Here is a 25,580-nt window from a genome sequence, read left to right as displayed (position 1 = left end):
TGATGGGTTCGCTATTCACCAGCGATTTTCTTCCAGTTCGCGTCGGCCTTGACGGTTTGGCCGGGTTCGTCCTTGTTCCAGTCCTTGATGGCGTTGGCGTAGAACGCCCGGAAGAATAAGAACAACCGACCATTGGTGACCTTAAAGTTGGTGGGATCGATCTCGACTTTCTCGCCTTTGGCCATCGCGGTGGCGCACCAACCGCCGTAGGTCGGCACGAATTTTTCGGGGGAACTGGCGAACGTGCTCCGGTTCTGCTCGGAAGCAAAGTGATACGTGACGCCCCGATGGCTTGCGCTGAGCTCCTTGCGGCCCTTAAGCGCCTTGCTTTGCGTGAAATAGGCAACCGGGTCATAGCCGCTGATCGCTACTTTGTCCGGGCCGAGGTTGTAATGCTGAATCGCGCCGGGATCATCCCGCAACTTCCTGAATTCGGCTTCGAACTGTTCTTTGGAGACGTGGTTGACGTATCGGTCCTTCGCGTCGGAGAGGTTAAAGAGTCGGCCATTCGCGGGTGGCTCGACCGATGAGGTTGCCGGTGCGGCGGCGAAGGTGACAGCGGTCATGAGGCCTGAGGCCAGAAGAGTAACTAGAACGGGAGGGTGGAGGTTGATGCGGTTCATTCGTTGATTCATTCGCTGGATGCTGCCAGGCCGGGATCGCGGATGCTTTCAGCATCAACACGCTGGCCTGGTAATCATGAGTCGTAAGCCGGACGGGAACCTTACAGAGGAATACTTCCTCGTTCTGGCGTGGGGGAGAGGGGAGATGAGTTGCCGGGGTGTCGCCCGGGGTTCATCACGAAAGCGGTCAGGAGTGGTTGTCGTCGGCCAGGGATCGCTTGATGCGGGCGCGCGCTTCGGCGGTGAGTGAGTGCGTCGAAGCCTCGGTCAGTCGGTCTTGATGGTCGTGAGCTGCTTGGCGCAGGAATCGAATCTGTTGGGCGTAGCGCCGGCACCATTTACACAGGATCAGATGGATGCGTAGCCCGAGTCGCTGCCCGAGGGTAAGGGCTTGATCCAGCGACTTTGATTGAAGTCGGACGGCCTCCTGGCAATGGGGAGAGAGCGAGCGCAGCCCATCCTGCAGGTTGCTGAGCCAGGTTTTGAGTCGTTCCATGATAACTATGCCTTCTGCCGCCCGTAGACATCTGGGTGCGTCCCCGATGGCTCGCGAAGTTGAGCGGTAACAGGTAAGTCGTCGGAGATCCTCGGGACCTTACACTGCCAGGTTCCAGGGCGTTGCGTCGGCTGCTCGGTGGCCAGCGAGGGCAAGCGTGACATCTCAGTGCCGATGGGGGTGATATTCCAGCCCCAGGCGGCCCATCGGGGCATCAATGGCTCGTGGAGCTTCATTTCAGCCCGGCTTGCCAAACCAGTTGGTCTCCAGGCAGCGTCGCAGCGCCATGCGGGCACGATGCAGCATCACCCAGAGATTGCTCTCGGAAATGTCGAGCGTCTGGCAGATGTCCCGACTCTCGATGCCATCCACCTCGCGCATCATAAAAACGGCGGCGATAGTCTTGGGCATTTTGCTTGAGCAGTCGTGAAAGGTTTTCCAAAACACGGCGCTGTCGAGGCTCGCGCCCGGATCTGACGACCACTCCATGGGCCCCAGCTCCCGGCCAGCGTCATGAATCCATCCTCCTTGGAACAAACCCTCAGGGATGAATCGGTCCCCCTCCTCGTCGGAATAAAACTCCAGGTCGGTAAAAGAGGTCAGGCGGCTGGCTTTGCGGTAGTGATCCTGAATCTTATGCTTCAGGATTCCGATCAACCAACTCTTTTCGGCGCTGCGACCAGCGAAGTGCTGTCCGCCCTTCAGCGCGGCAAGAAATGTCTCCTGGACCAGGTCCTCCGCCTTCGTTGCGTCGCGCAGCCGGGCCAGTGCGAACTTGAACAGGTAGTCCCCATGCTCATCGACCCAGCGCTCTGGATCGGAGAGAGGCGACGGTGAGCCGGCTGGGTCGGCTTCCTCTGGCTTCGTTTCCACGGCGCGTGTGGTTTTTATCTTGGGTGGCTCATCCAGGAGGTGTCGGACACTCGGCCCGACGACTGGCCGCAGATCCGTCGTGTCGGTAGAGCACCCCGATCAGGTAGCCTTGGCGGGGGTCACGTGGGTGCAGACCAGATCGGTGTCCGGGTTGATGCCCCAGCGCTTCCCTACGCCATCCAGATCCGGTGAGACTCCCCAATGATCCGCCTCGGGTTCGCCTGAGTGGGATCGATTGGCGCCTTTCAGCGCCATGCAACCCTTGTTGTTACCGACCTCGGCGATCAATTGGGACTCCGCTTCGGAGAGGGTGATCTGCGGTAGATTCGCCAGCTCGGACACTTTGGCCTCGATGGATTTGCTCTGCGGATCTGTCTCCTGGATGAAGGTGGGAATCACGCTTTCCACCGGCTTCTGCGACAGATTCCAGATGGAGGCGAGCTGCAGCATGGTCAGGCCATGCTTCTGCGCCACTGAGCGCATTTTCTCGAGCTTCTCATTGCCCGCCTCGATCCAGCCCGCCGGCCGGAAGGTGCGATGATCGCCGTAGCCGAATTTGTGCCCCGGTTTGACATCGTCATGGAACAGGCCACCGTAGTCCACCACGCGGGTGATGATCTTCACGTCGTGCTTCACTGCCGCGGGCAGGCAGAGCGTGCCCGGCCAGGGCTCGAGCGGATTGAGGATGATCATGGCCCAATCCAGGAGAGGGCCGAAGCGTTCCAGACAAAGGATGATGTCCAAGGTGAAGCCATTGGCTGGCCCGGGAGCGATGCCGAGTCGGTCGGTGAGCTGGTCGTCCTGCAAACGGCTCATCGCCTTCCAGACCGCATCGCTGGAGTAACCCGTCGAGTCCGGGTTGTGCAGGAGCAGGCAGTCGAATCTGTCGGCCCCGCAGCGGGTCAACGACTTTTCGGTCGCCATGCGCACATAGTCGTAATAGGCCGCTGGCTGACGGAGTTGGGGATGGGTGAAGCGCGGGAAGCCTTTGGAGCCGTCGCGCTTTCCGGTATAAAAGTCATGGCCGATCGCGCCGACCAGGCAATAAGTGTCCCGGGGAATCCCTTTCAGCGCACGTCCCAGCATCTCATCCGCCGCCCCGTTCCCATAGACATCGGCGGTCATGAAGGTGCGAACGCCGCTTTTGTAAGCGTGCTGGATGACGTGGATGAAGCGATCTTCCGGCAGTTCATCTCCGAAATGCATAAACCGTCCGCCGCTCCAGGTGCCGTAGGCCGTGCGTGTTAAATCCATAGGTAAATCGTTTGTTTTAGCCCCAAACTCGGGGCAAAGTGACGCGAAGATTAGAAACAAGATGGGCCGTCGACGCAATCATCCATTTTTGCCCTGCATCCCTCTCCACTTGTCGTTCAACGAGGCGGGCTTCATCTCCGTCGGGGATGGCCGATACTCCCTGCGTGGAAGGCTCCCGCTGGGGATGCCTTTCAGCTGGCCTTTGAATGGGCCGCCGTGGCGTCGTGAGCCCCCCGGGGTCTTTCACGGCCAGCTCAACTGATGACAACCAACGACGCTCAGATAACGCTTGCAACCCGGCTTCGTCCGCTGACGCACCGGGATTCGGCTAAACCGTTCGACTTTCGGGTCTCGGACGAAGAAAGCGATCGCGACTGGGACGCGTTTCTTCAAGCCACACCTCACGGGCATTTCCAACAATCCTCCATCTGGGTGGGTGTGAAGAGGCATGAGGGTTGGCGACCGCTCCGCATTGTGGTTCGGCAGGGAGATCTGATTCGGGGAGGCGTGCAGCTTCTCGTCCGCTCCACCCGTTTCGGCGCGATGGCCTACGTCAGCAAAGGGCCCGTGGTGGATCGGGATGATGAGGGGTTGATGAACTTGCTCATCCAGGCGACCCAAGGATTGGCGAAGCTGCGCGGTATCCGCGGCATCGTGCTGCAGCTACCTGATTTTGCCGGTCACTTTGACCCTTTGCTGCTTCAGCAGGGGTTCGCGCTCAACGCGGTGGCGAAGCTGATCACCGCAACCTGCTGCATCGATGTGGGCAACCCGGGATGGGAAGAGCTGATTTCACGCAGCACGCGAAAGCACATTCGCCAAGCGGGTAAGCGGGGGGTGGTCATCCGCGAAGGGGGTGAATCGGAATTGCCCCTGTTTTTCGAATTGATGTGCGCGACTTGCCGACGTCAGAACACCCGTCCCGCACCCGCCACGCCCGAAGCGCTCGCTCAATTGTGGCGGCCGTTCGCCGAGCGTGGGTTGGGGCGACTGACCTTTGCGGAGTGCGAGGGGCAGGTGACGGCCGGCTTGTTATCGATGCGGTTTGGCCAGCGCATGACCCAGTGGAAGAAGGGGTGGAATGATCTTCACGGGGACAAGCATCCCAATGCCATGCTGGCGCACGAAGGTGCGGTTTGGGCTCGGTCGGTGGGGGCGACCTTGGTTGATTTTGTCGGGATGGAGCCGCAAATCGCCCGCGCCGTGTTGAGTCAGGAGATCCAAACCGAGGATCAGTTGGCCAGCCGCTACGCGTTCATCCTTCGTATGGGTGGAAAGCCGCAACTGTTGCCGCAGCCGCGAGTCTATTGGGTGAACCCATTGCTTCGGCTGGTTTATGGACGCCTCGCACCTTGGGCGCGGCGTTATCGCAAGATGGATGCGTGAGACACGGGGATAGGGCGAAGGAACCCGATTTTTTCTCACAAAGGCACGAAGCTCACAAAGCCTCTTGGTCGGGGAACTGACAGAGGCTGTAAGACGGATTTCGGGAACCACTCCGAGGACTGTTGAATCGCGAAGGACGCTATGTCTGCAGGGGAAAGAAGCATTCTGTATTTGTCCTTCCTCGGGTTCCTCATCGCGTCCTTTGCGTCCTTTGCGTTTTAAAACTTGGGCCCTTTTCCATCACGGCCGGGGAAAACGTTGGTGAGTGATCACGAATTCCCGCGCATCCAGGCGTTTAGCTTTTCCATGTCCGCTTTCACGGTGCGCGATGCGGCGTAGAGCACCAGGCCCAGCAGCAGGCAGAGGATGGGGATGAGATGCATCGCGGTGTGCAGGCCCGCCGCTTTGAAGGGTTCGGTGACGACGTCTGCACCGGCTTGGAGCATAGCGCGTTTGGCGAAGTGATCGCTCAACGCTCCAGTCGCCACGGGACCCAGGCTGGCGCCTAGCACATACATGGCAAAGAAGTAGACAGCCATCGCCGTGCCCCTCAGCCCAGGCTCCACCACCTCTTGAATCGCAGGATAGACACAGGAGTAGTAGACGAACATCAGCAGTGATCCCATTCCCATCAGTAGAGCGAAGGCTGCCACCGAGCCCGACGGCTGCCGGAGCGACAGATACACGCAGGGTGCGGCTGCCAGCATCGCAATGGCGGTGAGTCGAAGGCGGCCTTCCTTGCTGGTTCGGCTGGCCCGATCCGAAGCCCAGCCGCCCGCCAGTAACCCGATAACGCCCACCGCTCCCAAGATCCAAGCAGTGATCCAGGTGGCATCGGGCAAACTCACCCGGTGGTAGCGGGCGAGGAAAGCCACCGTGAAGGCGTTGACGGCATACATGTTAAAATTGTGCAGAGCGCCAGAAAGAATGATCCACCACAGGGTGGGAATTCCCAGCACGACTCGCCAGGGGGATCCGGGTCGTTGGCGTGCTGGCTGACCGGTTCCTTCGCTCGCGCCGCGGAGCGGTTCACGGATGGTCCAAGCGAGAACGGCCACAACCAGGCCCGGCGCGGCCGCTAGAAAGAAGGCGGCGCGCCAGCCGTACGCGCTCGCCATCTTTCCGCTCAACCAATAGCAAAGAAACAATCCGACGGGCAGGCCGAGCATGAAGATCGAGAGCGCGCGGGCTCGTTGGTGAGGAGGGAACAGATCGCCGATCAGCGAATTGGCTGCCGGAGCGCAGCTGGCTTCCCCGATGCCCACACCCAGGCGGGTGATGAACAGCGACGAGTAATCGCGGATGAGCCCGGAGGCGGCGGTAAGCAGACTCCAGGCAGCCACCCCGATGGCGAGGATGCGGTTGCGGGGGTGGGTGTCGGCGAGTCGACCCAGTGGCATGCCGACCGCCGCATACACCAGGGTGAACGCGGTGCTGAGCAAACCGATCTGAGTGTCGCTCAGGGAGAGTTCTTTGCGAATGGGTTCAGTCAGTGCCCCGAGGATCTGGCGGTCGTAGAAGTTCAATGCGTTCAACAAAAAGAGAACCGCCAGGGCGTACCAAGTCTTCTGGGGCGGGGAATGCATAGGTCTGGACGCTAGCTGCCCGCCGCAATTTAGGAAGTCCTGTTTTCGCTTCTGAATTGTGCTCGGGTTGGGCTTCAGGCAGGTTGGTCCGGCTGAACTGAAACGCATGAACTCTGACCATCCCCCGACTTCGCTCCCGGCACCTCGTGCCCCTCGCTGGTGGCTTGCCGGCCTGATCTTATTGATAGGTGCCGTAGTGGTGGTGGTGTTCCAGTTGGATGCGGAGAGGGCGTTTCAGGCGCGAAATCTGCGCAGCGCTGGGGCTGTGCTGGCCACTTTGGCGGCCCTCCTGCTCTGGCTCTTGTTGTTCTCGCGTCTTCCCTGGCGGAGGCGTTTTCGCATCTTGGGCGGCGTGCTCGGCCTGGTTGTGCTGGCGGCGATGGTGTTTCGTTTTCAGGGATTCTCCGGCGATCTGGTTCCGCAATTCACCTGGCGATGGAACCGGCCGAACAAGCCGTTGACCCAGGTTCCGGGCCTGCCCGCGTCCGCGGTCGTTGCTCCCGTTCAGCAGGAGACCCCGCGCAGCTTTCCTCAATTTCTCGGTCCCACTCGTGACGCGATGTTACCTGAGCTTCGGTTGGCGACCAATTGGGTGTCCCGGCCGCCGGTCTTGCTCTGGCGTCAGCCGGTGGGGGGAGCATGGAGTGGTTTTGCCGTTCAAGGTGACTGGGCCATCACCCAGGAGCAGGTGGGCGAAGACGAATGCGTGACAGCTTTCCACTCCGTCACGGGCGAGCGGCGCTGGCAACGGCGAGATGTGGCTCGTTACCAGAATCCTTTGGCGGGGGAAGGACCGCGGGCGACGCCCACCATCGTGGGGGATCGGGTGGTGACGTTTGGAGCCACGGGCTGGCTGAATTGCCTGGAGCTGACGACCGGCAAGCTGGTCTGGCAGCACCAGGTGAAGGATGAGTTTTCGGCGGGGCTTCCTGAGTGGGGGTTTACCAGCGCACCTCTGGTGGGCGATGGCCGGGTGGTCGTCAGCGTCGGGGGACGGAAAGATCGTTCGTTGGTGGCGTATGCGCTGGGCGATGGAACTTTTCTGTGGGGCGGTGGTAAGGCGAGTCCAGGTTATAGCGCGGCCGTCTTTGCTCGGTTCGCCGGTGAGGAGCAAGTGGTGATTTTTAACGATGAACATGTCTCCAGCCATTCTCCGACCAACGGAGCCGTGCTGTGGACCTATCCCTGGAAGAAGAACCATCCCCATGTAGCCGTGCCGATTCGATTGGAGAACGATCGATTGCTCATCTCCAGTGGCTATGGCACGGGCAGCGGGTTGATTCAGGTTCAGCGCACCAATGACACCTGGAAGGCCCATGAACTGTGGAAGACCACCCGGTTCCGATCCAAGTTCAGCAATCCGGTCGCCCGAGATGGATTTGCCTACGGTTTGGATGACGGCATGCTGGCGTGCCTCGATTTGGCAACCGGAGAGCTTGCTTGGAAGGAAGGCCGCTATGGGCATGGCCAGGTCTTGTTGGTAGGGGGGCGACTGCTGGTGACCGCCGAGGATGGTCGGGTGCTGCTTTTCGAGATTTCTCCGAAGCAAGCAACCCTACTGACGCTCTTTCAACCGCTGCAGGGCAAGTGCTGGAACCCGCCCGCTCTTGCGGGGGATTTACTCTTCGTTCGCAACGAAACGGAGGCCGCGTGCTATCGTATCCCGCTGGAGTAGAGTAGGCTCTTGCTCCGTACGGAGTTCCGCCTTCAGCCCAATCCATGCAGTAGGGCGGCATGCGGTTGCGCAGCAGGTTTTTGCGAAAACCGAGGCGTGAGGAGCGAGCGTATTGAGCGAAATACGTAAGCGACGAACAACGAAGGATTTCGCAAAAGGATCAAGCAAACGCGTGCTGAACGACTGCATGGATTGGGCTGAAGGCGGATGCAGCCACGAAGCGAGTTCGCGCGCCTAATCTGCTGAAGCAGGAGCTCCTTACCCCCATGCTCGCCTCCCACGGCCCTCCGGGGAGGGTAAATTTGCCCGTTACCGGAGGAGTTTGCCAGACCTCGTTCCCTGGGAGGCAAGGACCGGGCCAGGCCGCATGCTCTACCTGCCTGAGGTTTCTCCCTATAGTTTTTTGCCGGTCGACCGATTATTCCTCAACGACTTAAGTGGGAACGACACTTGCTTCCTAAACCGAGCGGATCGGCCTTGACCACCAGACGGTGGACCAAAGAGTTGCGCCGCGTCGCAATTACATGGCTCCAAATACGAGTGAATCGGCGAAGGTAACGGGTCCGAAGGATCCGCCGCCTGTCATTATGAACCTGGCCATCGCCTTGGAGCGCATGGACGGAGATGCCGACCTGCTGAGAGAAATCATCGATATCTTTCTGGAGGACCACCTCGGCGGGTTGAAGGAACTGCATGCGGCTGCCGAAGCGCGCGACAGTGTTCGATTGCAGCGGGCAGCCCATACCCTGAAAGGGGCAGCCGGCAACTTTGTGGCAGCTCGGGCGACCGATCTTGCCCTCCAGTTGGAGCAAATTTGCAAGGGGGGCGATTTAGATGGCGGGTTGGCGCTGGTCGCCCCGTTGGATCAGGAGATCACCCGACTGGCTGACGCCCTGCGCTTGGTCCGGGAAAGGGAGGTCGCGTGAAGATCCTGGTTGCTGAGGACGATGTGACATCGCGTTGGCTGCTGGAGAGGGTTCTCAAGCGTTGGGGGCATCAGATTGTCGTGGCCGAGTGTGGTTCCGACGCCTTGAAGACTCTGCAGGAGCCGGATAGCCCTCAGGTGGCGATTTTGGACTGGTTGATGCCCGGGTTAACCGGCGTTGAAGTATGCCGTCAACTGCGCAAAACAACCCCCCTGAGTTCCAAGTACCTGATCCTGTTGACCTCCAAAGGGGAGAAAGAAGACATCGTCAGCGGATTGGAGGCCGGCGCGGATGACTACATCACCAAGCCCTTCAATCAGGATGAGCTGCGAGCGCGGATCCAGGTCGGGTTGCGGATCGTTGAGCTCCAACACCAATTGGCGGAGCGAGTCACCCAGTTGGAGGCCGCCATCGTGCGCGAGAAGCAGCTTCAGGGGCTATTGCCCATTTGCTCGTATTGCAAAAAGATCCGGGATGACCGGAATTATTGGCATCAGGTGGAGAGCTACATCGTGAGCCACGCCGATGTCCGGTTTAGCCATAGCGTCTGCCCGGAGTGTGTCAGCCGCGTGCGACAAGAGATTTTGAAGGGTACGTAACCCACACACAGTTTACGCAAACGATTCGATGCATAACAAGCCGATCAAGGTGTTGCTGGTAGAAGACAACCTCGCCCATGCCCGGGCGATAGGTGAGGGCCTCTGTGCCAACCTTCATGACCGATTCGATCTCATGTGTGCTGAGCGTCTTGGCACTGGGCTGGAGATCCTGGCTCGGGGAGGCATCGACCTCATTCTGCTCGATCTCAACCTTCCCGACAGCCAGGGGCTCGCCACCTTCGAGCGGTTTCATCGGGCGGCGCCCCAGGTTGCCATTGTGATCATGACGGGAGTTGACGACCCGACGCTCGGCCAGCATGCGGTGGCCGCCGGGGCGCGGGACGTCCTGGTCAAAGGACAGATCGAGCCGTCGCTGCTGGCGCGAGTGATCCAGCATATTGTCGAGAAGCAGCGGCTGGAGGCTGTCTCGCGAGTGAGTTCCCGCGGCTACGGGTCGGTCTTCGATCATGCCCTGGAAGCCATGCTGCTGGTAGACGACCAGGCTCGATGCCTGGCGGCGAACACGGCGGCGGCCAATTTGCTGGGGCGCTCCCTGCAGCAGATCAAAGGCAAGGCGGTTCACCAGATGTTCGTCGATGGGGATGATTGGAACGTTCGCTGGCAGCGGTGGTGCAAGGACGGGCTGCTGGAAGGTTCGGTGCAGTTTTTGAAGTCGGACGGGGAGGTGGGCGATTTGGAATTCTCGATCACTCCTGATTGCATCGGTGCGTGCCATCTGCTGGTGATCCGGGACACCACGGCTCGGCGTCGGGCGGAGGAGAGCCTGCGCAGCGCCTGTGAACAGTGGAAATCGCTCGCGGCCCGGTACCAGTCCTCGCATGCCCAGCTGCTCCGTCAGCGCGATGAGGCGGCCGACGAGTTGGCCAAGTCAATTGCCCAGCTGAAGCGTCGCGTGGCCGAACTGGGATCCGGGAGGACTGTGGATTTGGAGGAGTGCCGGGTTCTGGAGTCGGAGTTGGGCGACATTGGCGGGGCCGTAGCCAAGCTAAAATCCGGGGAGGAGCGAGGGCGCCGAGCCGTGCGGCTGGGGCCAGTGGAGGCTATGCGCAGCCAAGCGAAAGAGTTTGAGCAGCGAACGGGCATTCAGTGCACGGTGTTCTCTCAGATCCGTGACAGCGCCAGCGAAGAAAGTCCGGCGACTCGGCTCTGCCCGATTCTGGAGCAGGCCCTCAGCAATGTGGCCATCCAGGGCAGCGCCACCGCCATTCAGGTGCGTCTGACCCGGGAGTCGGGCCGCTTGGTAATGGAGATTGAAGACAACGGGCCGAACCTTACCGAGGGGCAACTAGCGGACCCCAGGACCTTTCGCTTGTCCGGTGTGAAGGAACAGATTCTCCGCTTCGGTGGAGACTTTATTCTCCAAGGTGCTCCAGGCAAGGGGACGACGCTGCGACTTTGGATTCCCAGCCGGGACAAGCCCGTGTCGCGCAAGGCTCCTTAACTGGAAACCAGCCGATCGAGAGCGCGTCGGACGCCGTCGAAAAGTTCATCCACCTGACGATGTTGGATCACGAAGGGTGGGGACAGGGCTATGAGATCGCGGATTCCGCGAACGATGACCCCTTCTTCGCGGGCGAGCTTGGCGGCCTTCGCCCCTAAAGCGGAGTCTGGTTTCAGGGCCGCTTTCGCCCCCGACGGCACCAACTCCAGCGCGCCGATCAGCCCCATTCCACGGGCCTCCGACACTGCCGGATGGTCCCCCATCTCCCGGAGCTTGGCTTGAAAGTAGGGGCCGATTTCCTGATGCACTCGGGGGATCAGTTGGTCCCTCTCCAGGAGGTTGAGATTGGCGATCGCTGCGGCGGCGGTTGTCGGGTGGCCGCTGTAAGTGTATCCGTGAGCGAAGTAGCCCGCGCGAATGAGGTCTTCCCCAATTTCCTGGCTCACCATGGTCGCGCCGAGAGGCAGGTACCCGCTCGTGATGCCCTTGGCCAGGGTCATGAGGTCGGGATCTAGATTCCACAGCCGGCTGCCGAACCATTCTCCCAAGCGGCCGAAGCCGGTGATCACCTCGTCAGCCACGAACAGGATGTCCTTCTCCCGGCACAAATGACGCAAGGAGGCCAGGTAGCCGGGCGGCGGGAGTATCACTCCGCCGGCGCCCTGAACAGGTTCGATGAACAGCGCGGCGATGGTTTCGGCTCCCTCACGTTCGATGATCCGCGCGGTTTCCGACACACACCATTCGCCGTAGCCGACGGGATCAAGCTCGGTTTGCGCCGCGTAGTGGTGAGGCCCTGGGACTTGGATAAAGCCGGGCAGGGGAAGGTCGAAGGGAACCGTGGTGCTGGGCAACCCGGTCAGGCTGGTGGCTCCGAGCGTCACGCCGTGATAGGAAAAGCTTCTCGAGAGCAGCTTCGTTTTCTGGGGGCGTCCGCGCCACTTGTTCCAGGCGCGGATCATCTTCATCGCCGTCTCGTTGGCCTCCGACCCGGAGCAGCAGAACTGGGTGTATTTGAGCCGGCCGGGCGCTAATTTGGCCAGCTTATCTGCCAGCTCGATCGCCGGCTCGGTGGTGGAGTTGAAGAAGGAGCAGTAGTAGGGCAGCTTCCTCATCTGCTCTTGGACCGCAGCGACGATTTCTTCCCGGCCATAGCCCACATTGACGCACCAGAGGCCGGCCAGACCATCCAGGAGCCTTCGTCCGCGGGCATCGAACAGGTAGCACCCCTCGGCGTGGGTGATCACTTCCGTCCCCATGGCATGCATTTCGGCATGGTTTGTAAACGGGTGCAGATGATGTTCCTTGTCCCGCGCCTGAAGCTCCTGGAAGGCCACGTTTCCCATACCCTAATGAAGCACACCTTGGCCGTTTGCCAACTCACAGGACTCCTTCCGCCGGGGTTAGCGTTCCGGTCGTCCTGTTTCTAGACACCCCTCACTCCCTGTTTGAGCGTGCGCATCCTCCGGTGCTCTGTTGCCTGGGCCTTCCCTCCGAAGGGGTTGGAACCGCCCGCCTGGAGCAGTCCAATTTTTTGTCGATTATAACCCAGATTTGGCCAGTGGCCCTTTGCGCTCGGCGTGTCTATGCCCTAGATTAGGGGCAAGTCAGGGCGAGGGAAGCCGCTGGCTAGAGGAACAATGGCGAAAGGCGAGTTATGGCAAACGCAATGGTGATGGGCATCGGCGGTGTGGGGTCGGTAATCGGCCAGAAGTTGCATGACTACGACTGTTTCGATCGCATTATCTTGGGCGACATCGATACGACCTTCGCTCAGCGGCTTCATGAGCAGACCAAGAAGAGCCGCTTTGAGGTTCAGCAGGTGAACGCCATGGATACCAGCTCCCTGGTGCAGTTCATGAAGGAGCGCAAGATCGAAATCACTCTCAACGCCTGCCCATGCTTCGTGAATCATTCGGTGCTGGAGGCCTGTGCCCAGGCAGGGTCTCACTACATCGATCTGGCTGCGGACATCTATTCCCCTCCTGGGGTGAAGCGCCCCGGAAAGAACTCCTTCGAGGCTGAGATCGAGCGCTTTAACCATCCATTCCTGGACAAGGGTTTGTTGGGCCTGCTGTGCATGGGAATGGATCCGGGCGCGGTCAATGTCTTTGCCCGCTGGGCCATGGACCGGCTGGACACAGCGTCCAGCATTCGGGTGCTCGATGCTGACAACGCCGAGGTCAAGGGTTATCGATTCGCCGTTCTCTTTAACCCGGAAACCCTGTTCGAAGAGCTGGGAGCGGTGCCGTACTATGTGAAGGACGGTCGGGTGGCGACCGGCAAACCGCTGGAAACCGAGGTGGATTGGGTGCGGTTCCCGGAGCCGATCGGCCTGATGAAGACTTACGCTGTGGCCCATGAGGAAGGGGTGAGCTTGGGAACCTATCCCCCGTTTGTGGAAAAGGGCGTGCAGTACTCCGTCTTCAAATACACCCTCTCGGACAAAGTTTATCATCTGGCCAAATCACTGGCTCTGCTCAATTTGGATACGTGGAAGAAGGTGAAGGTGGACGGTGTGGAGGTGGCGCCGGTGCGCGTGGCGACGGCGAACTTGCCCAAGCCCGCACAGTTGGGCGCCACTGTGGATGGCTATTCATGCGTCGGAACGGAAGTTTCGGGCACGAAGGACCGGAAACGCGTGGAGTATTTCGTCTACACCATGGATAGCCATCGGGAGACCTTTGAGCGTTATGGCTATTCGCTCACCGAGGTGCAGACCGGCATCCCGCCGGCGCTGGCCGCCAAGCTGATCGTGACAGGCAAGCTGAAGGAGCGAGGGGTGATGATGCCCGAGGCCATTGATCCGGAGCCTTTCATGGATAATTTTACGAAGGAAGGCCTGCCGATTTTTGTAGAGAAGCGGGAGGTCGAGAGAATGTAGGATCTCCGCGTTGACTCCGGGAATGGAATCCGATGCCTCCAGTCTCAAGCCTGCCGCCGGTCTCTGGATCGGCGGCGAGTGGATATCGCCCCCGCAGCAGGTGGCTGTTCTAAATCCTGCAACCGGCGAGCCGGTGGGCCTCAGCGCGATGGGCACTCGGGTCCACCTGGACTTGGCGGTGGCGGCTGCGCAGCGAGCCTTCGCCGTGTCCCGCCGAGCCCCGCCGTATGAGCGAGCCGAACTGCTTCTGCGGATCGCGGAAGCGGTGGAACGCCGGCAGGCCGAGCTCTCCCGTCTGATCGTGGCAGAGTCTGGAAAGCCCGTGACCCTGGCGGAGGCCGAGGTGAAGCGCGCCGTCCACACCTTCACCGTTGCGGCGGAGGAGGCTCGACGCGTTGCGGGCGAGGTGCTGAGCATGGAGGCCTTTGGCTCTGGAAAAGGTCATCAGGGCTGGGCTCGGCGATTCCCGGTGGGAATCGTCTATGGGATCTCACCCTTCAATTTCCCACTGAATCTGGTGGCGCACAAACTCGCGCCCTGCCTGGCGACGGGGAACGCCCTCATCCTCAAGCCGGCACCCAAAACTCCCCTCACCGCGTGGATGCTCGCGGAGATTCTCGGCGCGGCCGGCGTGCCGCCAGGGCAGGTCAACATCGTGACCTGCTCCAACGAGGATGCCGGACATTTGGTAGGAGATCCGCGGGTGGCCATGACCTCCTTCACGGGCAGTCCCGAGGTGGGATGGAAGATCAAGGAGCGTTCGGGGCGACAGAAGGTGACCTTGGAACTGGGTGGGAACGCCGCGGTGGTGGTTCATGAGGATGCGGACCTGGACTTTGGCATCCCCGCCATTGCCAGCGGTGCGTTTTCCAATGCGGGACAGTCCTGCATCAGCGTCCAGAGGATTCTGGTGCATCGGCCGATTTACGCCCAGTTCCGGCAGCGGTTGCTCGACCATGTCGCGCGCGCGGTGGTGGTGGGGGATCCGCAGGACCGGCGGACCGTCGTGGGCCCAATGATCGACAGTCAGGCGGTAACTCGCGCGCTGGACCTGATTCGAGGGGCGGTGGAGGGGGGCGCCCGAGTGATCGCGGGTGGGACCGCTCAAGGGTTGTTTCTGAATCCAACAATTCTGGAGGAGGTGAGCGACGCGATGCCGATCTGCTCCCAGGAAGCCTTTGCGCCGGTCGTCAACCTGCAGGTCTATGACCGTTTTGAAGACGCGCTCGCGCGGGTGAACGATTCGCGTTTTGGGTTGCAGGCGGGGCTCTTTACCCGGGACTTAACGCGGGCATTTCAGGCGTTCGAGACCCTGGAGGTCGGGGGGGTGCTGATCAATAATGTGCCCACGTTTCGCGTTGAAAACATGCCTTACGGGGGCATCAAGGCCAGTGGATTCGGACGCGAGGGCGTCCGCTATGCCATGGAGGAGATGACCGAGATTCGTTCGATGATCATTCGGCATTCATGAGGGTGGAGGAGACTGAAGGGACACTATGAAACTAGGGAATCTGTTCATCGGAGGAGAGTGGCAGGCGCCGGATGCGGGGGGGAGCCGGGATGTTTCCAATCCCGCGAACAACCGGGTGCTGGAAGCGGTTGCGGAGGCGTCGGCAGAGGACGTGGATCGGGCTGTTCGCATCGCACGGAAGGCGTTCGACGAGGGGCCCTGGCCGCGTATGCGAGCCCAGGAGCGCGCGGCGCTCCTGTTCAAGCTGGCCGACGCCATGGAAGGGCAGGCCGAGGAGTTGGCGCGGCTGGAAACCCTGAACAACGGCAAACCGCTCCGCGAGTCCCGCTGCGATGTGGCGGATGCGGTGGCCTGCTTTCGCTACTACGCCGGCTTGGTTACGAAGCCACTCGGACAGACGTATGAAGTTCCCGATCCTAATATCACCTCCATGGTGGTGCGGGAGCCGATTGGGGTGTGTGCTCAAATCATCCCGTGGAATTACCCCTTGCTGATGGCGGCTTGGAAGCTCGCGCCCGGCTTGGCGGCGGGGAACTGCTGCATTCTAAAGGCGGCCGAGGCAACTCCCCTCACGGCGATGGCTTTGTTTGAGATCATCGCGGGTGTGGGATTTCCGCCCGGATCGGTTCAGCTGCTGCTGGGGGCGGGACCCATCGTGGGCGAAGCCCTGGCTGCGCATCCGGAAGTGGACAAGATCGCGTTCACCGGAGGCACGGCGACGGGACGCAAGATCCTGACTTCCGCCGCAGGAAACCTGAAGAAGGTGAGTTTGGAACTGGGTGGCAAGAGCCCCAACATCATCTTCGCCGATGCCGATATCGATGTTGCGCTCGAGTATGCCTTGTTCGGGATTTTTGCGGGTCAGGGCGAGGTTTGTAGCGCCGGTTCGCGGTTGCTGGTGCAGCGATCCCTGGCGGATCGATTTCTACCGACCCTCGCCGAGGCAAGCTGTCGCATCGTGGTGGGAGATGGAATGGATCCCGATACGGAGATGGGACCGTTGATCACGCGCGCGCATTTGGACCGCGTGATGGGTTATGTTGAGTTGGGAAAACGGGAGGGCGCCGAGGTGCTGTGCGGCGGGCAGCGGCTCACGGAGGGGAGCTTTGCCACCGGAAACTTTATGGCACCCACGATCTTTGTGCGCACCCGACCCTCGATGCGTCTCGTTCAGGAGGAGATCTTTGGTCCGGTCCTGGTGGTGCAGCTGTTCGAGGATGAGGCGGAGGCGGTGAGTTTGGCCAATGGCACTCCTTTTGGGCTGGCAGGCGGAGTGTTCACCCGCGATGTGGCCAAGGGGTTAAGAGTGTTGCAGAAGCTCCGGGCGGGGGTCACCTGGCTCAATACCTATCATCCTACGTTCAACGAGGCTCCCTGGGGTGGTTACAAGCAGTCTGGCCATGGCCGCGAGCTGGGCACCTTCGGCCTCGATGCCTATTTGGAAACCAAGCAGATCAACATTAACCTGAACCCGCAACGGCTCGGCTGGTATCGGAATATCTAGCGGGCTGCTAGGGTTTTTCGGCGATCAGCTCTGCCACGAGTCGGGCCAGATCGCCTCGGGCATTCAGCTCGCGAACAGTGCCTTTGCGATCGATCAGCCAGCGGCTGGGGATGTTGCCGGCATTCAGCTTCAGGATCACCTCGCTGCGATAGGCCTTGCCGTCGCAGAAAAAGCCCCAGGGGAGTTTTTCGGCCTTGGCGAAGTCCTCAATTTTCTTGGGGTCATTGTCCAGGCTGATGCCGAAGATCTCGAGTCCTTGGTCATGGAACTCCTCGTAGGCCTTCTTCAAGCCGGGCAGCTCGCGTTTCCAGGCCCCTGACCAAGTGGCTCCGAAATCGATGAGGATCACTTTGCCCTTCAGGGCGGTGGTGGAGAATGTGCCGCCGGAAATGTTGGTGAGAGTAAGTTCCAAAGGTTTGCCCAGACGGTCAAGGCGGGTGACCAAGGCTTCGCTGGCTTGCTTGACCCGGCCGGTGCTGGAGTTGAGCACCTCGCGCGCGATGGACAGGCCATCGACGCTTCCGACCTGCTCCACGGCGCGCAGCAAACCCTGTTGGAGTTGCTCCTGCTTGGTGGGGAATTCCTTCATGAGTTCCTTAGTCCCCTCGCGAACCGCCGCCGCATAGTCCTTGCGGTTTGCGGTTCCGATCTGGGCTAATTTGCGATCCAGCATGCCTCGTCGGATGCGGAAGCGCTCATCCATCGTAGAGTTGGTATCCATGAGGAAACCTTGTTCGGCCTTCTCGAGTCGGGACACGGCGTTGGAGAGGCCGGCCGACCTGGCATTGCGCAGGGAGTCGAGTTCCCCGCGCTTCGCGCTGGTGGCCCTCGAGTCGCCTGGGAATGTGCTGTAGAAGCGTTGCTGGAGATCAGCCAAGGCCACGGAGTTGCTGGCGCGCTCGAGCCTCCATTGCGTATAGGCTTCGCGGTTGGTGCGGATGATGGCCGTGGGCGGAGTGGCGTTGGTTCGCTTGAGCGATTCAATCTGCTGCCACAGAGCCTCTGCTTCCTTGGAGACTCCTGCCGGGGTTTCCGCCGCGTTGAGACCGCCGAGGAGCAGGCTCATGATCCAGGCCAAGCAGAGACTGCTTTGAACAATGCCGAGAAAAGTGCGAGAGCTGCCAATACAGTTCATGGGCAATTGTCTAGTGAATCCAAGCGTTGATGACAAGGCAAAGCTGGCCGGCTCGCCACCGGGGTGTGCGACAAAAGAGTTGCCCCGAACGGGAAATTCACCATGCTGCCCTCCTGAAGGGCTTAAGACGGCGCCGTGGGGGCCGATTCCTTGATTGCACACATGAACTGGTACTACGCAAAGGACGGACAGCAGCAGGGGCCGGTGGACGATGCGGAATTGGCTCGGCTGGTAGGGGCTAAGACCATTCTGCCGACCACTTTGGTGTGGCGCGAAGGACTTGCCGAATGGCAAGCGTATCAGCAGGTCTGGGTGGCGGGTATGCCGGATTGGCGACCTGTGGGGCCGGGAGTTCCGGTTTCTCCACCCCCTCCCGAGATTCCCCCGGTTGCCTCGGCCGATGGCCGGGTCGCGTGTTCGGAATGTCGCCAGCCTTTCCCGCCGGATCAGCTGGTTGCCTTGGGAGGGCGTTCGGTCTGCGCCTTGTGCAAACCGGTTGTCCTTCAGCGGATGCAGGAGGGGGTTGCTTCTTCGGTCGCTGCGTCCGGCTCAATGCCAATGGACCCCGACCAGCTGGTGCGGAGTTCCGGGGCCCGGGTGGAGCGGTTGGACGTGATGGCGTGCTTGACTCGGAGTTGGGGGTTTCTCAAGGCGGAGCCACTGCTGGCTATCGGATCTGTTGCCATCGTCACGTTCCTCATGATGGCTGGGGGTGCCATCCCCATTCTCTCGTTCTGCATTGGTCTCTTGGTAAATACTCCGCTGATGGGAGGAGTTTGGAGCTTGTTCTTGAAAGCCCTTCGTGGGGAGACGGTGTCGTTTGAAGAGGTGTTTTCGGGATTCACCAAGCGATGGCTTCCCTTAGTCCTGTTGGGGCTGGTGCAGATCGTTGTGGCCGCCGTGGCAGTTGGACCCTTCGCCGGGTTTCTGTTTTTCCTCTTCCAGTCGAATGGGGGGGTGGCTCCGGCGGGCGTGCAGCTCGTCATGGTGGTTGCCCTCTCCCTGATTCTGGTGGTGCTCAGCATCTATCTCAACCTGGCCATGTTTTTCGCCGTCCCGCTCATGATGGATCGTGGATACGGGGTTTTGGACTCCCTCAACGTGAGTCGTCGCATCGTGAATCAGAATATCCCGGTCCTCCTGTTGATGGGGCTGCTGAGCATGGTACTGCTCCTCGGCGGGGTGTTGGCAATATGCCTGGGCTTGGTGGTTGCGATTCCGGTGGCGCTGGGAATGTGGGCCGCCGCCTACGAGGAACTGTGCGGCAGCCGGGTTCCGCCCGTGTAGCTTGCCGTCCTCCTGCGCCGCTGTGGAATTGGCTTGCCCCAAGTGCTCCGCGATTCTGGAAGGCCCCGCTCCGGGGAGCCTCACCCCGATGGTCTGTGGTGGCTGCAATGCCTCGTTGGAGGTTCTGACTTTGCCCGCACTCGCCAGTTCTCCGCCCGGACGGGAGGGGCCTGAGCGACGAATCGATGCTTCGGAGGGCAGCTGCTTTTTTCATCCGGAGAGCAAGGCCCACTGCCCCTGCGATTTGTGCGGCCGATTCCTGTGTTCCCTCTGCGACCTCGAGATCCAAGGTCGGCATCTCTGTCCGTCGTGCTTGGAGTCGGGCCGAAATCGGCAGCAGCTCGACATTTTGGCGCACCGGAGATTTATTCCGGATCGAGCGGCTCTGGTCTTGGCCACTGTGCCTCTGCTGCTCTATCCAGCCCTGCTGTTTACGGTCCCGGTGGGGCTCTACTTCGCCATCCGCTCATTCGGTCCCGCCCGCAGCCTGGTCCCTGAGGGGCGGAAACGACGAGCGGTGGTGGCGCTGGTGCTGTTCCTGTTGGAGGTCATCTTACTGGCCCTAGGACTTCTGGAACTGTTCCGATGAACGTCCCCCCTTCGCCTTCGCCTTCCTACAGCCGGTTGCGAACCCCACGTCTGGGATGGCTTAGGTTTAGTCGGGTATATTTGGCCGCGGACCACCTGCTCCTCGTGGACTGCTCGGGCTTTGAGGAGCGCTATCGCCGCATTCTGTTGGCGGACATCGAGGCAATTGTGATTCGGAGGACGATCTCAGGAGGGTTGATGAGCCTGGGATTGGGATTTTTTGGAACCTCGTTCTTGATGCTTGCCTGGGCGCTGGGCAGCGGCGGGCTCGTGATCTTTGGGGTGCTGGGTGTGGCGCTTCTGATCTCACTCCTCTTCAACATTCTCCGAGGCCCCACCTGCTCGGTCTCCCTCAAAACTCGCGTTCAGCTTCACCAGGTCAAGGCCTTCAGCCGGCTCGCCGCCTCACGCCGATGTGTGGAGCAGCTGCTCCCCCTGATCCAGAGAGCCCAGGCCGTGCCCCCGTCTGACCCGGCATCTGACTCCACCTCCACAGCCGCGGATCTCGCATCTGACGCCAGGCCCAGTTCATCTTGGGCCGCGCCGTCGGGGGAGCCGACACCTCCATCCGCATAGAACCATCATGGCTGTTTCCGCCCTCATCCACCAGCGGTGTTACCATCATGGTCTCCGGGAGGCGGTGGCGCGTTGTCCGGAGTGTCGACGATTTTTCTGTCGGGAATGCATCACGGAGCATGACCAGCGGATGGTGTGCGCTGAGTGCTTGGCCAAAGCCCGGCCGGTGAGGAGGTCCTCCTTCTCCGCCTGGTCGGGAATTGGTTCATCCATCGCCTGGATCATGGGGCTTTGTGTAGGCTTCTTGTTCTTTTATGGCGTGGGTCGTTTCCTTCTGACCGTTCCCCCTGCCTATCATGATGGCACGATCTGGCGCAGGGCCTGGAGTGAGTTACAGGCTCCCTAAGCGGCCGATTGGGTGCGGAGGACCTCTGTCTCACGCCCGTTCCAACGGCGCGCGCGCTGTCGCGCTTGCGTTTCTGTTCGGAACGGTTAGCTTCTCAGTATAGCCGTAACAACCTAAAGGAAGGTTCACCCTCGGTCTCTCGCGGACCGAATGCTCCGGGGGGGCGCTCACTCTTTTTGATATGAAGCCATTCATCTGCCTGCTCGTGGGGGTTCTGCTCAGTGGATCGCTGGCCGTCCGGGCGAAATCCTTTCCGGAAGTGGAATTGCTGCCGGATGGCCAGCTGAGGTTGAGTTGGGAGCTGGATCAGCTGCAGTCCTATCAGCTCGAAGCGGCCGCTCAGCCGTCCGGGCCGTATGCTCCCCTTTCGGGTCGCTTGGCTGGAGGCTCCGGCTCCATTCTGGTGGACCTTGAGCCCAACACTCGGAGCCGATTCTTTCGACTTGCTCCGTTGGATTCGGATGCCTCGAGCTACGTCGCACGGGCAGGAGTTGCTGACCCGTTGGCCATCAGTTCTTTGAGCCGTTGGGTGAAGGGATTGAAAGTCTTGGGTCTGTTTGAGCACACGGTCTACATGGCTCCACTTCAACAGGCTTTGAATTCGGGCTCCGGGTCCCTGGTGCACGCCTTGAAAGGACCGTGGGGGCAGATCCAGGGGAATCATTTAGGCATCCCTCGATGGACGACGAACGGGATTCAGTTCAACGCCGATGGCTCCATCGCCTTTCCTAATCCGTTCGCCCCCGGTTTTCTTTCGGAGTTCAGTCTGCTGGCGGTCTTTGACTCCGATCAGACTTCCACTCGGCTGATCGTTGGGAGTGAGTCTAGGTTGCAGGGACCTTCGCTGCTGGCGGGAGGCAGCGTCTCGCAAGGGCCCAACGCCAAGGAACTTTTCTTTGATTATTCCACCAATGGCGTGACGCCACCCTCCAACTACGGCCATGGAGGACGGCGAACGTTCGTCCGAGGCAATACCGGAGACCCTCAGATGGCGCTCGCAACCTTCAGTCCCGAGGAAGTGACCTGCCAGGCCAACATGGATCTGCGATTCAAGGATCAAGGGGTCTTTCCGCCGGTTTGGAACGGGCATCCCACCTGGCGCATCGGGGCACGTCTGGACGACTTCTTCCCGTTTGTTGGGACGATCAGTTTTGTGGGGATCTTTGATGTGCCGATTTCCGATCAGCTTTATGATCAGGTGCGACGCTTGTACCGCACGACCTTGGGAGTGGGCCTAGGACTGCCAGCCATCAACGTCATGATCGAAGGCGACAGTCTGAGCGAGGAGTCCCTCATCCCGACCTGGGGAGAAGCACTCTTTGAGCAGCCTCACTGGAAGGGTAGGTTCAACAAGCGCAATGTATCGCGGGGGGGGGACGGTATTCCTGAGATGTTGAACCAATATGAGCAGCAGGTCCTTCCCTTTGCTAATCAGCCCGGCAAGAACTATTTGTTCATCTGGGGAGGCGCGCGTGAGATCAAGGAACGATCAGGAGAGCTGGCGTTCGCGGATCTCCGGCGGTATTGGAAAATGGCCCGCGATGCGGGTTACACCATCGTCGCCTTCACCATCCTGCCCAATGGGGAGCCCACGCCACAGGTGCCCCCGCGACGGCAACGGTTGAACGAACTGATTCGAGCCGCAACGGCTGACTACGACGTCCTGATCGACATTGCGAGCCACCCGCAGCTCCAAGATCCCTTTGATCTGAATTACTATCTAGAAGACCGGGTTCATCTCCGCTGGGAGGCGAACGTGCTCATCGCTGAAACAATCAATCGGCTGATTCCCAATCCCTAACTGGATCGTGCTCGAACTCTAGAACTGGACCTGGAGATACTCGCAACGGGTGGTGGCGTTGAAGCAGGTGCGAGTGAGGGAGGCGGGCAGCAGTGCGAACTGGCCTGGTTTGAGTTCGATGCTCTGGCCTTCTGCGCTGATGGTGAGGCGACCTTCGAGCAGGCCGATGATCTGGGCTCCGGTGGTGCGCAGATAAAAGCGCTCGCCGCGGCGGATCTGTGTGGTGTTGATTCGAAACAGCGGATCATCGACCAGATAGCGGAATTTGAACGCGCCTTGGCCCACTTCTTCAGGACGGATCAGCAGCGGTTCGTAGTCCTCGAAGTTGATGCTCCGCAAGGACTGGGGAATGTGGAGTTCCCGGGGTCTGCCATCCAGCCCGGTGCGATTCCAATCGAAGACGCGGTAGGTGGTGTCGGAGTTCTGCTGCACTTCGAAGATCACATTTCCGGCCCCGATGGCATGCACGCGGCCCGAGGGCAGAAACATGGCGTCTCCTTTTTGAACCGTGTGGGTGTGCACGCAGTCCCCGGCTTTGCCTTCCTGCAGCGCCTTTTCGAACAGCTCACGGGTGACACCGCGCTTGAGTCCCGCCTGGAGCGTCGCACCCGGCTTCGCCTCATACACATACCACATCTCGGTCTTGGGCTCGCCTCCGAGTTCGGCGGCTTGTGCCGCCGGTGGATGCACCTGAAGCGACAGGACCTCCTGGGCATCCAAAATTTTGACCAGCAGTGGGAAATGGGTCCAGGTTCCCCGGCTGGGACCCAGCAGATCATCCGCCCGATGAGCCATGAGCCAATGGAGATCGGTGCCGGCGAGCGGACCATTGGCGATGGTGCTCACGCTTCCGGGGCGGTCGGAGATTTCCCACGATTCCCCAATGAGCTTGCCTTCGGGAAGTGCTTTTCCAAAGAGGCGCTCCAGACTGCGTCCGCCCCACACGCGTTCCATCAGGATTGGTGTGAAGGTCAGGGGATAGAGCGGCAACCGCTCAGGATCGTTCATGATGGCAGGGAACTTGGATGGCATCAGATCCACCGGGGGCCTGGAGCGCTTGAGCTCGTCCGCCGGCGGGGTGGAAGCCTGGGGTTAGGCGGCCGAGGGTTGCTTCTCCAGGACCTTGCCAAAGCCGCGGAACTTGGCGTAACGCTGTTGCAGTCGATCGGGAATGCTCAGGGCCTGAAGTTCACCCAGGATTTTAGTCAGGTGATGCTTCATGGTTTCTGCCGTGCCCGCAGCGTCGTTGTGTGCGCCCCCCAGAGGCTCGGCGATGATGCCGTCGACCAGCCCGAGTTCCAGGAGATCCTTGGCTGTGATGCGGAGCGCGGCGGCAGCTTTGGCCGTCGCCGCCCGATCCTTCCAGAGGATGGCCGCGCAGCCTTCCGGACTGATCACCGAGTAGTAGGCATTTTCGAGAATCAGCACCCGCTCGGCGACTCCGATTCCCAGCGCGCCTCCCGATCCGCCTTCGCCGATGACGACCGCGATGATCGGTACCTGAAGGAGCATCATTTCGCGGAGATTCACCGCGATGGCTTCGGCGATGTGACGCTCCTCAGCGCCGATGCCCGGGTAAGCCCCGGCGGTGTCGATCAGGCTGATGATGGGCAATCCAAATTTATCCGCCATTCGCATGAGCCGAAGCGCCTTGCGGTAGCCCTCGGGATGCGCGGAGCCAAAGTTTCTACGGATGTTTTCCTTGGTGTCCCGCCCTTTTTGCGTGCCGATGACCATGACCTTGGTCTCACCCAAGCGGGCAAACCCGCCGACGACGGCCTGGTCGTCTGCGTAAAGCCGGTCCCCATGAAGCTCATGAAAGTCGGAAAAGACCGTCTTGAGGTAGTCCATGGTGTACGGGCGTCGCGGATGTCGCGCCAGCTGCACACGTTGCCAAGGGGTCAGGTTGGAGTAGATCTGCTTCCGGGTCTCGACGATCTTGGCCTCGATTTGGCGGATCTCTTCTTCGAAGCTGATTCCCAAGGAATGGGTCTCCGGATGCTTCTTCAGCTCCTCGAGCTTCCGTTGGAGCTCGAAGATCGGCTTCTCGAAATCCAGCTGATGTTTCATAGAGGGCGTAGTTTACCAACGTCCGTTGGTTTGGAAAGCGCTAACCGGGAAAAGCTTGGACTAGAACAGTTTGTTGACAGCAATGCCTAGGACGCTCAGCGGCCCTTGATCTTCAAGGCCTTCGGTGGCTTTTTCCACTTTCTGCAAGGTGAGCTTAATATTCTTAAAGAAGCTTTCGTCGTTCACCAGTTTGCCGACCGACCCTTGACCCCGGTTGATCTTTTCCATGATCTCCTTGAGGTTGCTCATGGCGGTGGTGGTTTCGCGATACAGCGCCTCATCCTTCATGAGCAATCCCAGCGTTCCCTGCCCGCTATTCAGATTCGACACCGATTTTTGGGCGTCGCTGATCAGCAGTTTGACGTCGCCGATCGTCGAATCGAGTTTTCCGACCGCGCTCATGGCGGTGGTGAACAGCGAGTCGTCATTGATGAGCTTGCCCAGGGTTCCTTTGCCGGTCGCGAGGTTATCGGATACGGTTCGGAAGTTGGACAGGATCGCGGTGAGACGCTCGTTGTTGTTCTTCATGAAGTCGGTGAGAGGTCCCAGGAGTCCGCTGATATTCTCGGTGCTGAAGCTCTTGGTAAGGCCCTCCACTCCGGACGCCACGCTCTCCAGCTTAACCATGAGAGTGCTCAGGTCGGCCTGTTCGTAAGTGGTGAGAGAAAAGCCTTCCTGGGCGCGCAGGCTGTTGGTCGGGGAGCCGAACTCAATGGACACGAAATTCTGTCCCATGAGGCCGGTGAACTTGATGGCCGCCTTGCTGTCGGTTTTGATCTCGGCGTCTGGCTGGGTGATTTTCATCGTGACGCGCGCAAAGCCGTTGGTCAGATCGATGGAATCCACCTTGCCCACCTCGACGCCCGCCATCTTGACCGCATCGCCTTTGCGAAGCTCCTGGGCGTTCTTGAAGCTTGCATGGATATGGTAGCCCTTTTTGAAAAAGTCGGCGGCGCCGATGAGTTCGAGAATGATCACGCCCGCGATCAGCGCGAACGCAAAGAAAATCCCCAGCCGGGTTTCCAGTGTGTTTTTCAT

At 60.4% G+C, this 25,580-nt stretch carries 23 protein-coding genes; 13 read left to right on the top strand and 10 right to left on the bottom strand.

Going from position 1 to position 25,580, the window contains the following annotated elements; genetic code table 11:
* Nucleotides 1–11: 11 nt before the first annotated feature.
* The 4 genes from JNN07_13165 to JNN07_13150 all read right to left on the bottom strand — a co-directional run bounded on the left by JNN07_13165 (nucleotide 12) and on the right by JNN07_13150 (nucleotide 3,246).
* A complete protein-coding gene (locus JNN07_13165) occupies nucleotides 12–623 on the bottom strand; it encodes a YHS domain-containing protein (GenBank protein MBL9168687.1) in 612 nt (203 codons plus the stop codon).
* A gap of 187 nt (nucleotides 624–810) precedes the next feature.
* Nucleotides 811–1,119 (bottom strand): hypothetical protein, encoded by a 309-nt coding sequence (locus JNN07_13160; GenBank protein ID MBL9168686.1) that lies wholly within the window; start codon nucleotides 1,117–1,119, stop codon nucleotides 811–813.
* A 237-nt stretch (nucleotides 1,120–1,356) separates the two neighbouring features.
* The gene (locus tag JNN07_13155; protein MBL9168685.1) at nucleotides 1,357–1,992 is read right to left on the bottom strand and encodes a sigma-70 family RNA polymerase sigma factor; all 636 of its coding nucleotides are present in this window, start codon (nucleotides 1,990–1,992) and stop codon (nucleotides 1,357–1,359) included.
* Between the two features lie 99 nt (nucleotides 1,993–2,091).
* Entirely contained in the window at nucleotides 2,092–3,246 is a 1,155-nt protein-coding gene (locus JNN07_13150) for an aldo/keto reductase (GenBank protein MBL9168684.1), read from the bottom strand.
* A 261-nt stretch (nucleotides 3,247–3,507) separates the two neighbouring features.
* On the opposite strand from JNN07_13150, the gene JNN07_13145 reads away from it, so the two are divergent.
* The gene (locus JNN07_13145) at nucleotides 3,508–4,632 is read left to right on the top strand and encodes a GNAT family N-acetyltransferase (protein MBL9168683.1); all 1,125 of its coding nucleotides are present in this window, start codon (nucleotides 3,508–3,510) and stop codon (nucleotides 4,630–4,632) included.
* A gap of 269 nt (nucleotides 4,633–4,901) precedes the next feature.
* On the opposite strand, the gene JNN07_13140 is transcribed toward JNN07_13145, so the two are convergent.
* Nucleotides 4,902–6,218, bottom strand: coding sequence for an MFS transporter (locus tag JNN07_13140; GenBank protein ID MBL9168682.1), 1,317 nt, complete (start codon nucleotides 6,216–6,218; stop codon nucleotides 4,902–4,904).
* A 106-nt stretch (nucleotides 6,219–6,324) separates the two neighbouring features.
* Here JNN07_13140 and JNN07_13135 point away from each other — a divergent pair, with 106 nt between their 5' ends.
* The 4 genes from JNN07_13135 to JNN07_13120 all read left to right on the top strand — a co-directional run bounded on the left by JNN07_13135 (nucleotide 6,325) and on the right by JNN07_13120 (nucleotide 10,880).
* A complete protein-coding gene (locus JNN07_13135) occupies nucleotides 6,325–7,893 on the top strand; it encodes a PQQ-like beta-propeller repeat protein (protein MBL9168681.1) in 1,569 nt (522 codons plus the stop codon).
* Between the two features lie 524 nt (nucleotides 7,894–8,417).
* Nucleotides 8,418–8,819 carry an Hpt domain-containing protein gene (locus JNN07_13130; GenBank protein ID MBL9168680.1) on the top strand — a complete coding sequence of 134 codons (402 nt, stop codon included), beginning with the start codon at nucleotides 8,418–8,420 and terminating at the stop codon, nucleotides 8,817–8,819.
* A complete protein-coding gene (locus JNN07_13125) occupies nucleotides 8,816–9,418 on the top strand; it encodes a response regulator (GenBank protein ID MBL9168679.1) in 603 nt (200 codons plus the stop codon). The genes JNN07_13130 and JNN07_13125 overlap by 4 nt, the downstream gene beginning before the upstream one ends.
* 28 nt (nucleotides 9,419–9,446) lie before the next feature.
* Nucleotides 9,447–10,880, top strand: a complete 1,434-nt coding sequence (locus JNN07_13120; GenBank protein ID MBL9168678.1) for a response regulator — start codon at nucleotides 9,447–9,449, stop codon at nucleotides 10,878–10,880.
* On the opposite strand, the gene JNN07_13115 is transcribed toward JNN07_13120, so the two are convergent.
* A complete protein-coding gene (locus JNN07_13115; protein ID MBL9168677.1) occupies nucleotides 10,877–12,226 on the bottom strand; it encodes an aminotransferase class III-fold pyridoxal phosphate-dependent enzyme in 1,350 nt (449 codons plus the stop codon). The genes JNN07_13120 and JNN07_13115 overlap by 4 nt on opposite strands.
* 311 nt (nucleotides 12,227–12,537) lie before the next feature.
* On the opposite strand from JNN07_13115, the gene JNN07_13110 reads away from it, so the two are divergent.
* From JNN07_13110 to JNN07_13100, 3 genes are read left to right on the top strand one after another with little or no spacing between them, the layout of a single operon-like run.
* Entirely contained in the window at nucleotides 12,538–13,764 is a 1,227-nt protein-coding gene (locus JNN07_13110; GenBank protein MBL9168676.1) for a saccharopine dehydrogenase NADP-binding domain-containing protein, read from the top strand.
* Nucleotides 13,765–13,786: 22 nt separating this feature from the next.
* Nucleotides 13,787–15,235: an aldehyde dehydrogenase family protein gene (locus JNN07_13105; protein ID MBL9168675.1), complete on the top strand. Its 1,449-nt coding sequence runs from the start codon at nucleotides 13,787–13,789 to the stop codon at nucleotides 15,233–15,235.
* Nucleotides 15,236–15,260: 25 nt separating this feature from the next.
* A complete protein-coding gene (locus JNN07_13100) occupies nucleotides 15,261–16,739 on the top strand; it encodes an aldehyde dehydrogenase family protein (GenBank protein ID MBL9168674.1) in 1,479 nt (492 codons plus the stop codon).
* 7 nt (nucleotides 16,740–16,746) lie between these two features.
* Here the strand turns inward: JNN07_13100 and JNN07_13095 are convergent, their stop codons facing one another.
* Complete coding sequence (locus JNN07_13095) at nucleotides 16,747–17,874, bottom strand: TlpA family protein disulfide reductase (protein ID MBL9168673.1); 1,128 nt, start codon at nucleotides 17,872–17,874, stop codon at nucleotides 16,747–16,749.
* A gap of 162 nt (nucleotides 17,875–18,036) precedes the next feature.
* Here JNN07_13095 and JNN07_13090 point away from each other — a divergent pair, with 162 nt between their 5' ends.
* The 5 genes from JNN07_13090 (at nucleotide 18,037) to JNN07_13070 (ending at nucleotide 22,472) form a co-directional block, all read left to right on the top strand.
* The gene (locus tag JNN07_13090; GenBank protein MBL9168672.1) at nucleotides 18,037–19,161 is read left to right on the top strand and encodes a DUF4339 domain-containing protein; all 1,125 of its coding nucleotides are present in this window, start codon (nucleotides 18,037–18,039) and stop codon (nucleotides 19,159–19,161) included.
* 22 nt (nucleotides 19,162–19,183) lie between these two features.
* Nucleotides 19,184–19,750, top strand: coding sequence for a hypothetical protein (locus JNN07_13085; protein MBL9168671.1), 567 nt, complete (start codon nucleotides 19,184–19,186; stop codon nucleotides 19,748–19,750).
* Complete coding sequence (locus JNN07_13080; GenBank protein MBL9168670.1) at nucleotides 19,747–20,325, top strand: hypothetical protein; 579 nt, start codon at nucleotides 19,747–19,749, stop codon at nucleotides 20,323–20,325. Before JNN07_13085 ends, JNN07_13080 begins: the two co-directional genes overlap by 4 nt.
* Before the next feature lie 7 nt (nucleotides 20,326–20,332).
* Complete coding sequence (locus JNN07_13075) at nucleotides 20,333–20,671, top strand: rhomboid family protein (protein MBL9168669.1); 339 nt, start codon at nucleotides 20,333–20,335, stop codon at nucleotides 20,669–20,671.
* Between the two features lie 181 nt (nucleotides 20,672–20,852).
* Nucleotides 20,853–22,472 carry an SGNH/GDSL hydrolase family protein gene (locus JNN07_13070; GenBank protein MBL9168668.1) on the top strand — a complete coding sequence of 540 codons (1,620 nt, stop codon included), beginning with the start codon at nucleotides 20,853–20,855 and terminating at the stop codon, nucleotides 22,470–22,472.
* Between the two features lie 18 nt (nucleotides 22,473–22,490).
* Here JNN07_13070 and JNN07_13065 read toward each other — a convergent pair whose 3' ends face one another.
* From JNN07_13065 to JNN07_13055, 3 genes are all read right to left on the bottom strand, one after another.
* Nucleotides 22,491–23,480, bottom strand: a complete 990-nt coding sequence (locus JNN07_13065; GenBank protein ID MBL9168667.1) for a class I mannose-6-phosphate isomerase — start codon at nucleotides 23,478–23,480, stop codon at nucleotides 22,491–22,493.
* A gap of 84 nt (nucleotides 23,481–23,564) precedes the next feature.
* Nucleotides 23,565–24,542, bottom strand: coding sequence for an acetyl-CoA carboxylase carboxyltransferase subunit alpha (locus JNN07_13060; protein ID MBL9168666.1), 978 nt, complete (start codon nucleotides 24,540–24,542; stop codon nucleotides 23,565–23,567).
* Nucleotides 24,543–24,602: 60 nt separating this feature from the next.
* Complete coding sequence (locus tag JNN07_13055; protein ID MBL9168665.1) at nucleotides 24,603–25,580, bottom strand: MCE family protein; 978 nt, start codon at nucleotides 25,578–25,580, stop codon at nucleotides 24,603–24,605.

It is taken from the genome of Verrucomicrobiales bacterium, from assembly GCA_016793885.1.
Classification (GTDB): Bacteria; Verrucomicrobiota; Verrucomicrobiia; order Limisphaerales; family UBA11320; genus UBA11320.
This window is presented reverse-complemented; position numbering and strand designations above follow the sequence as displayed.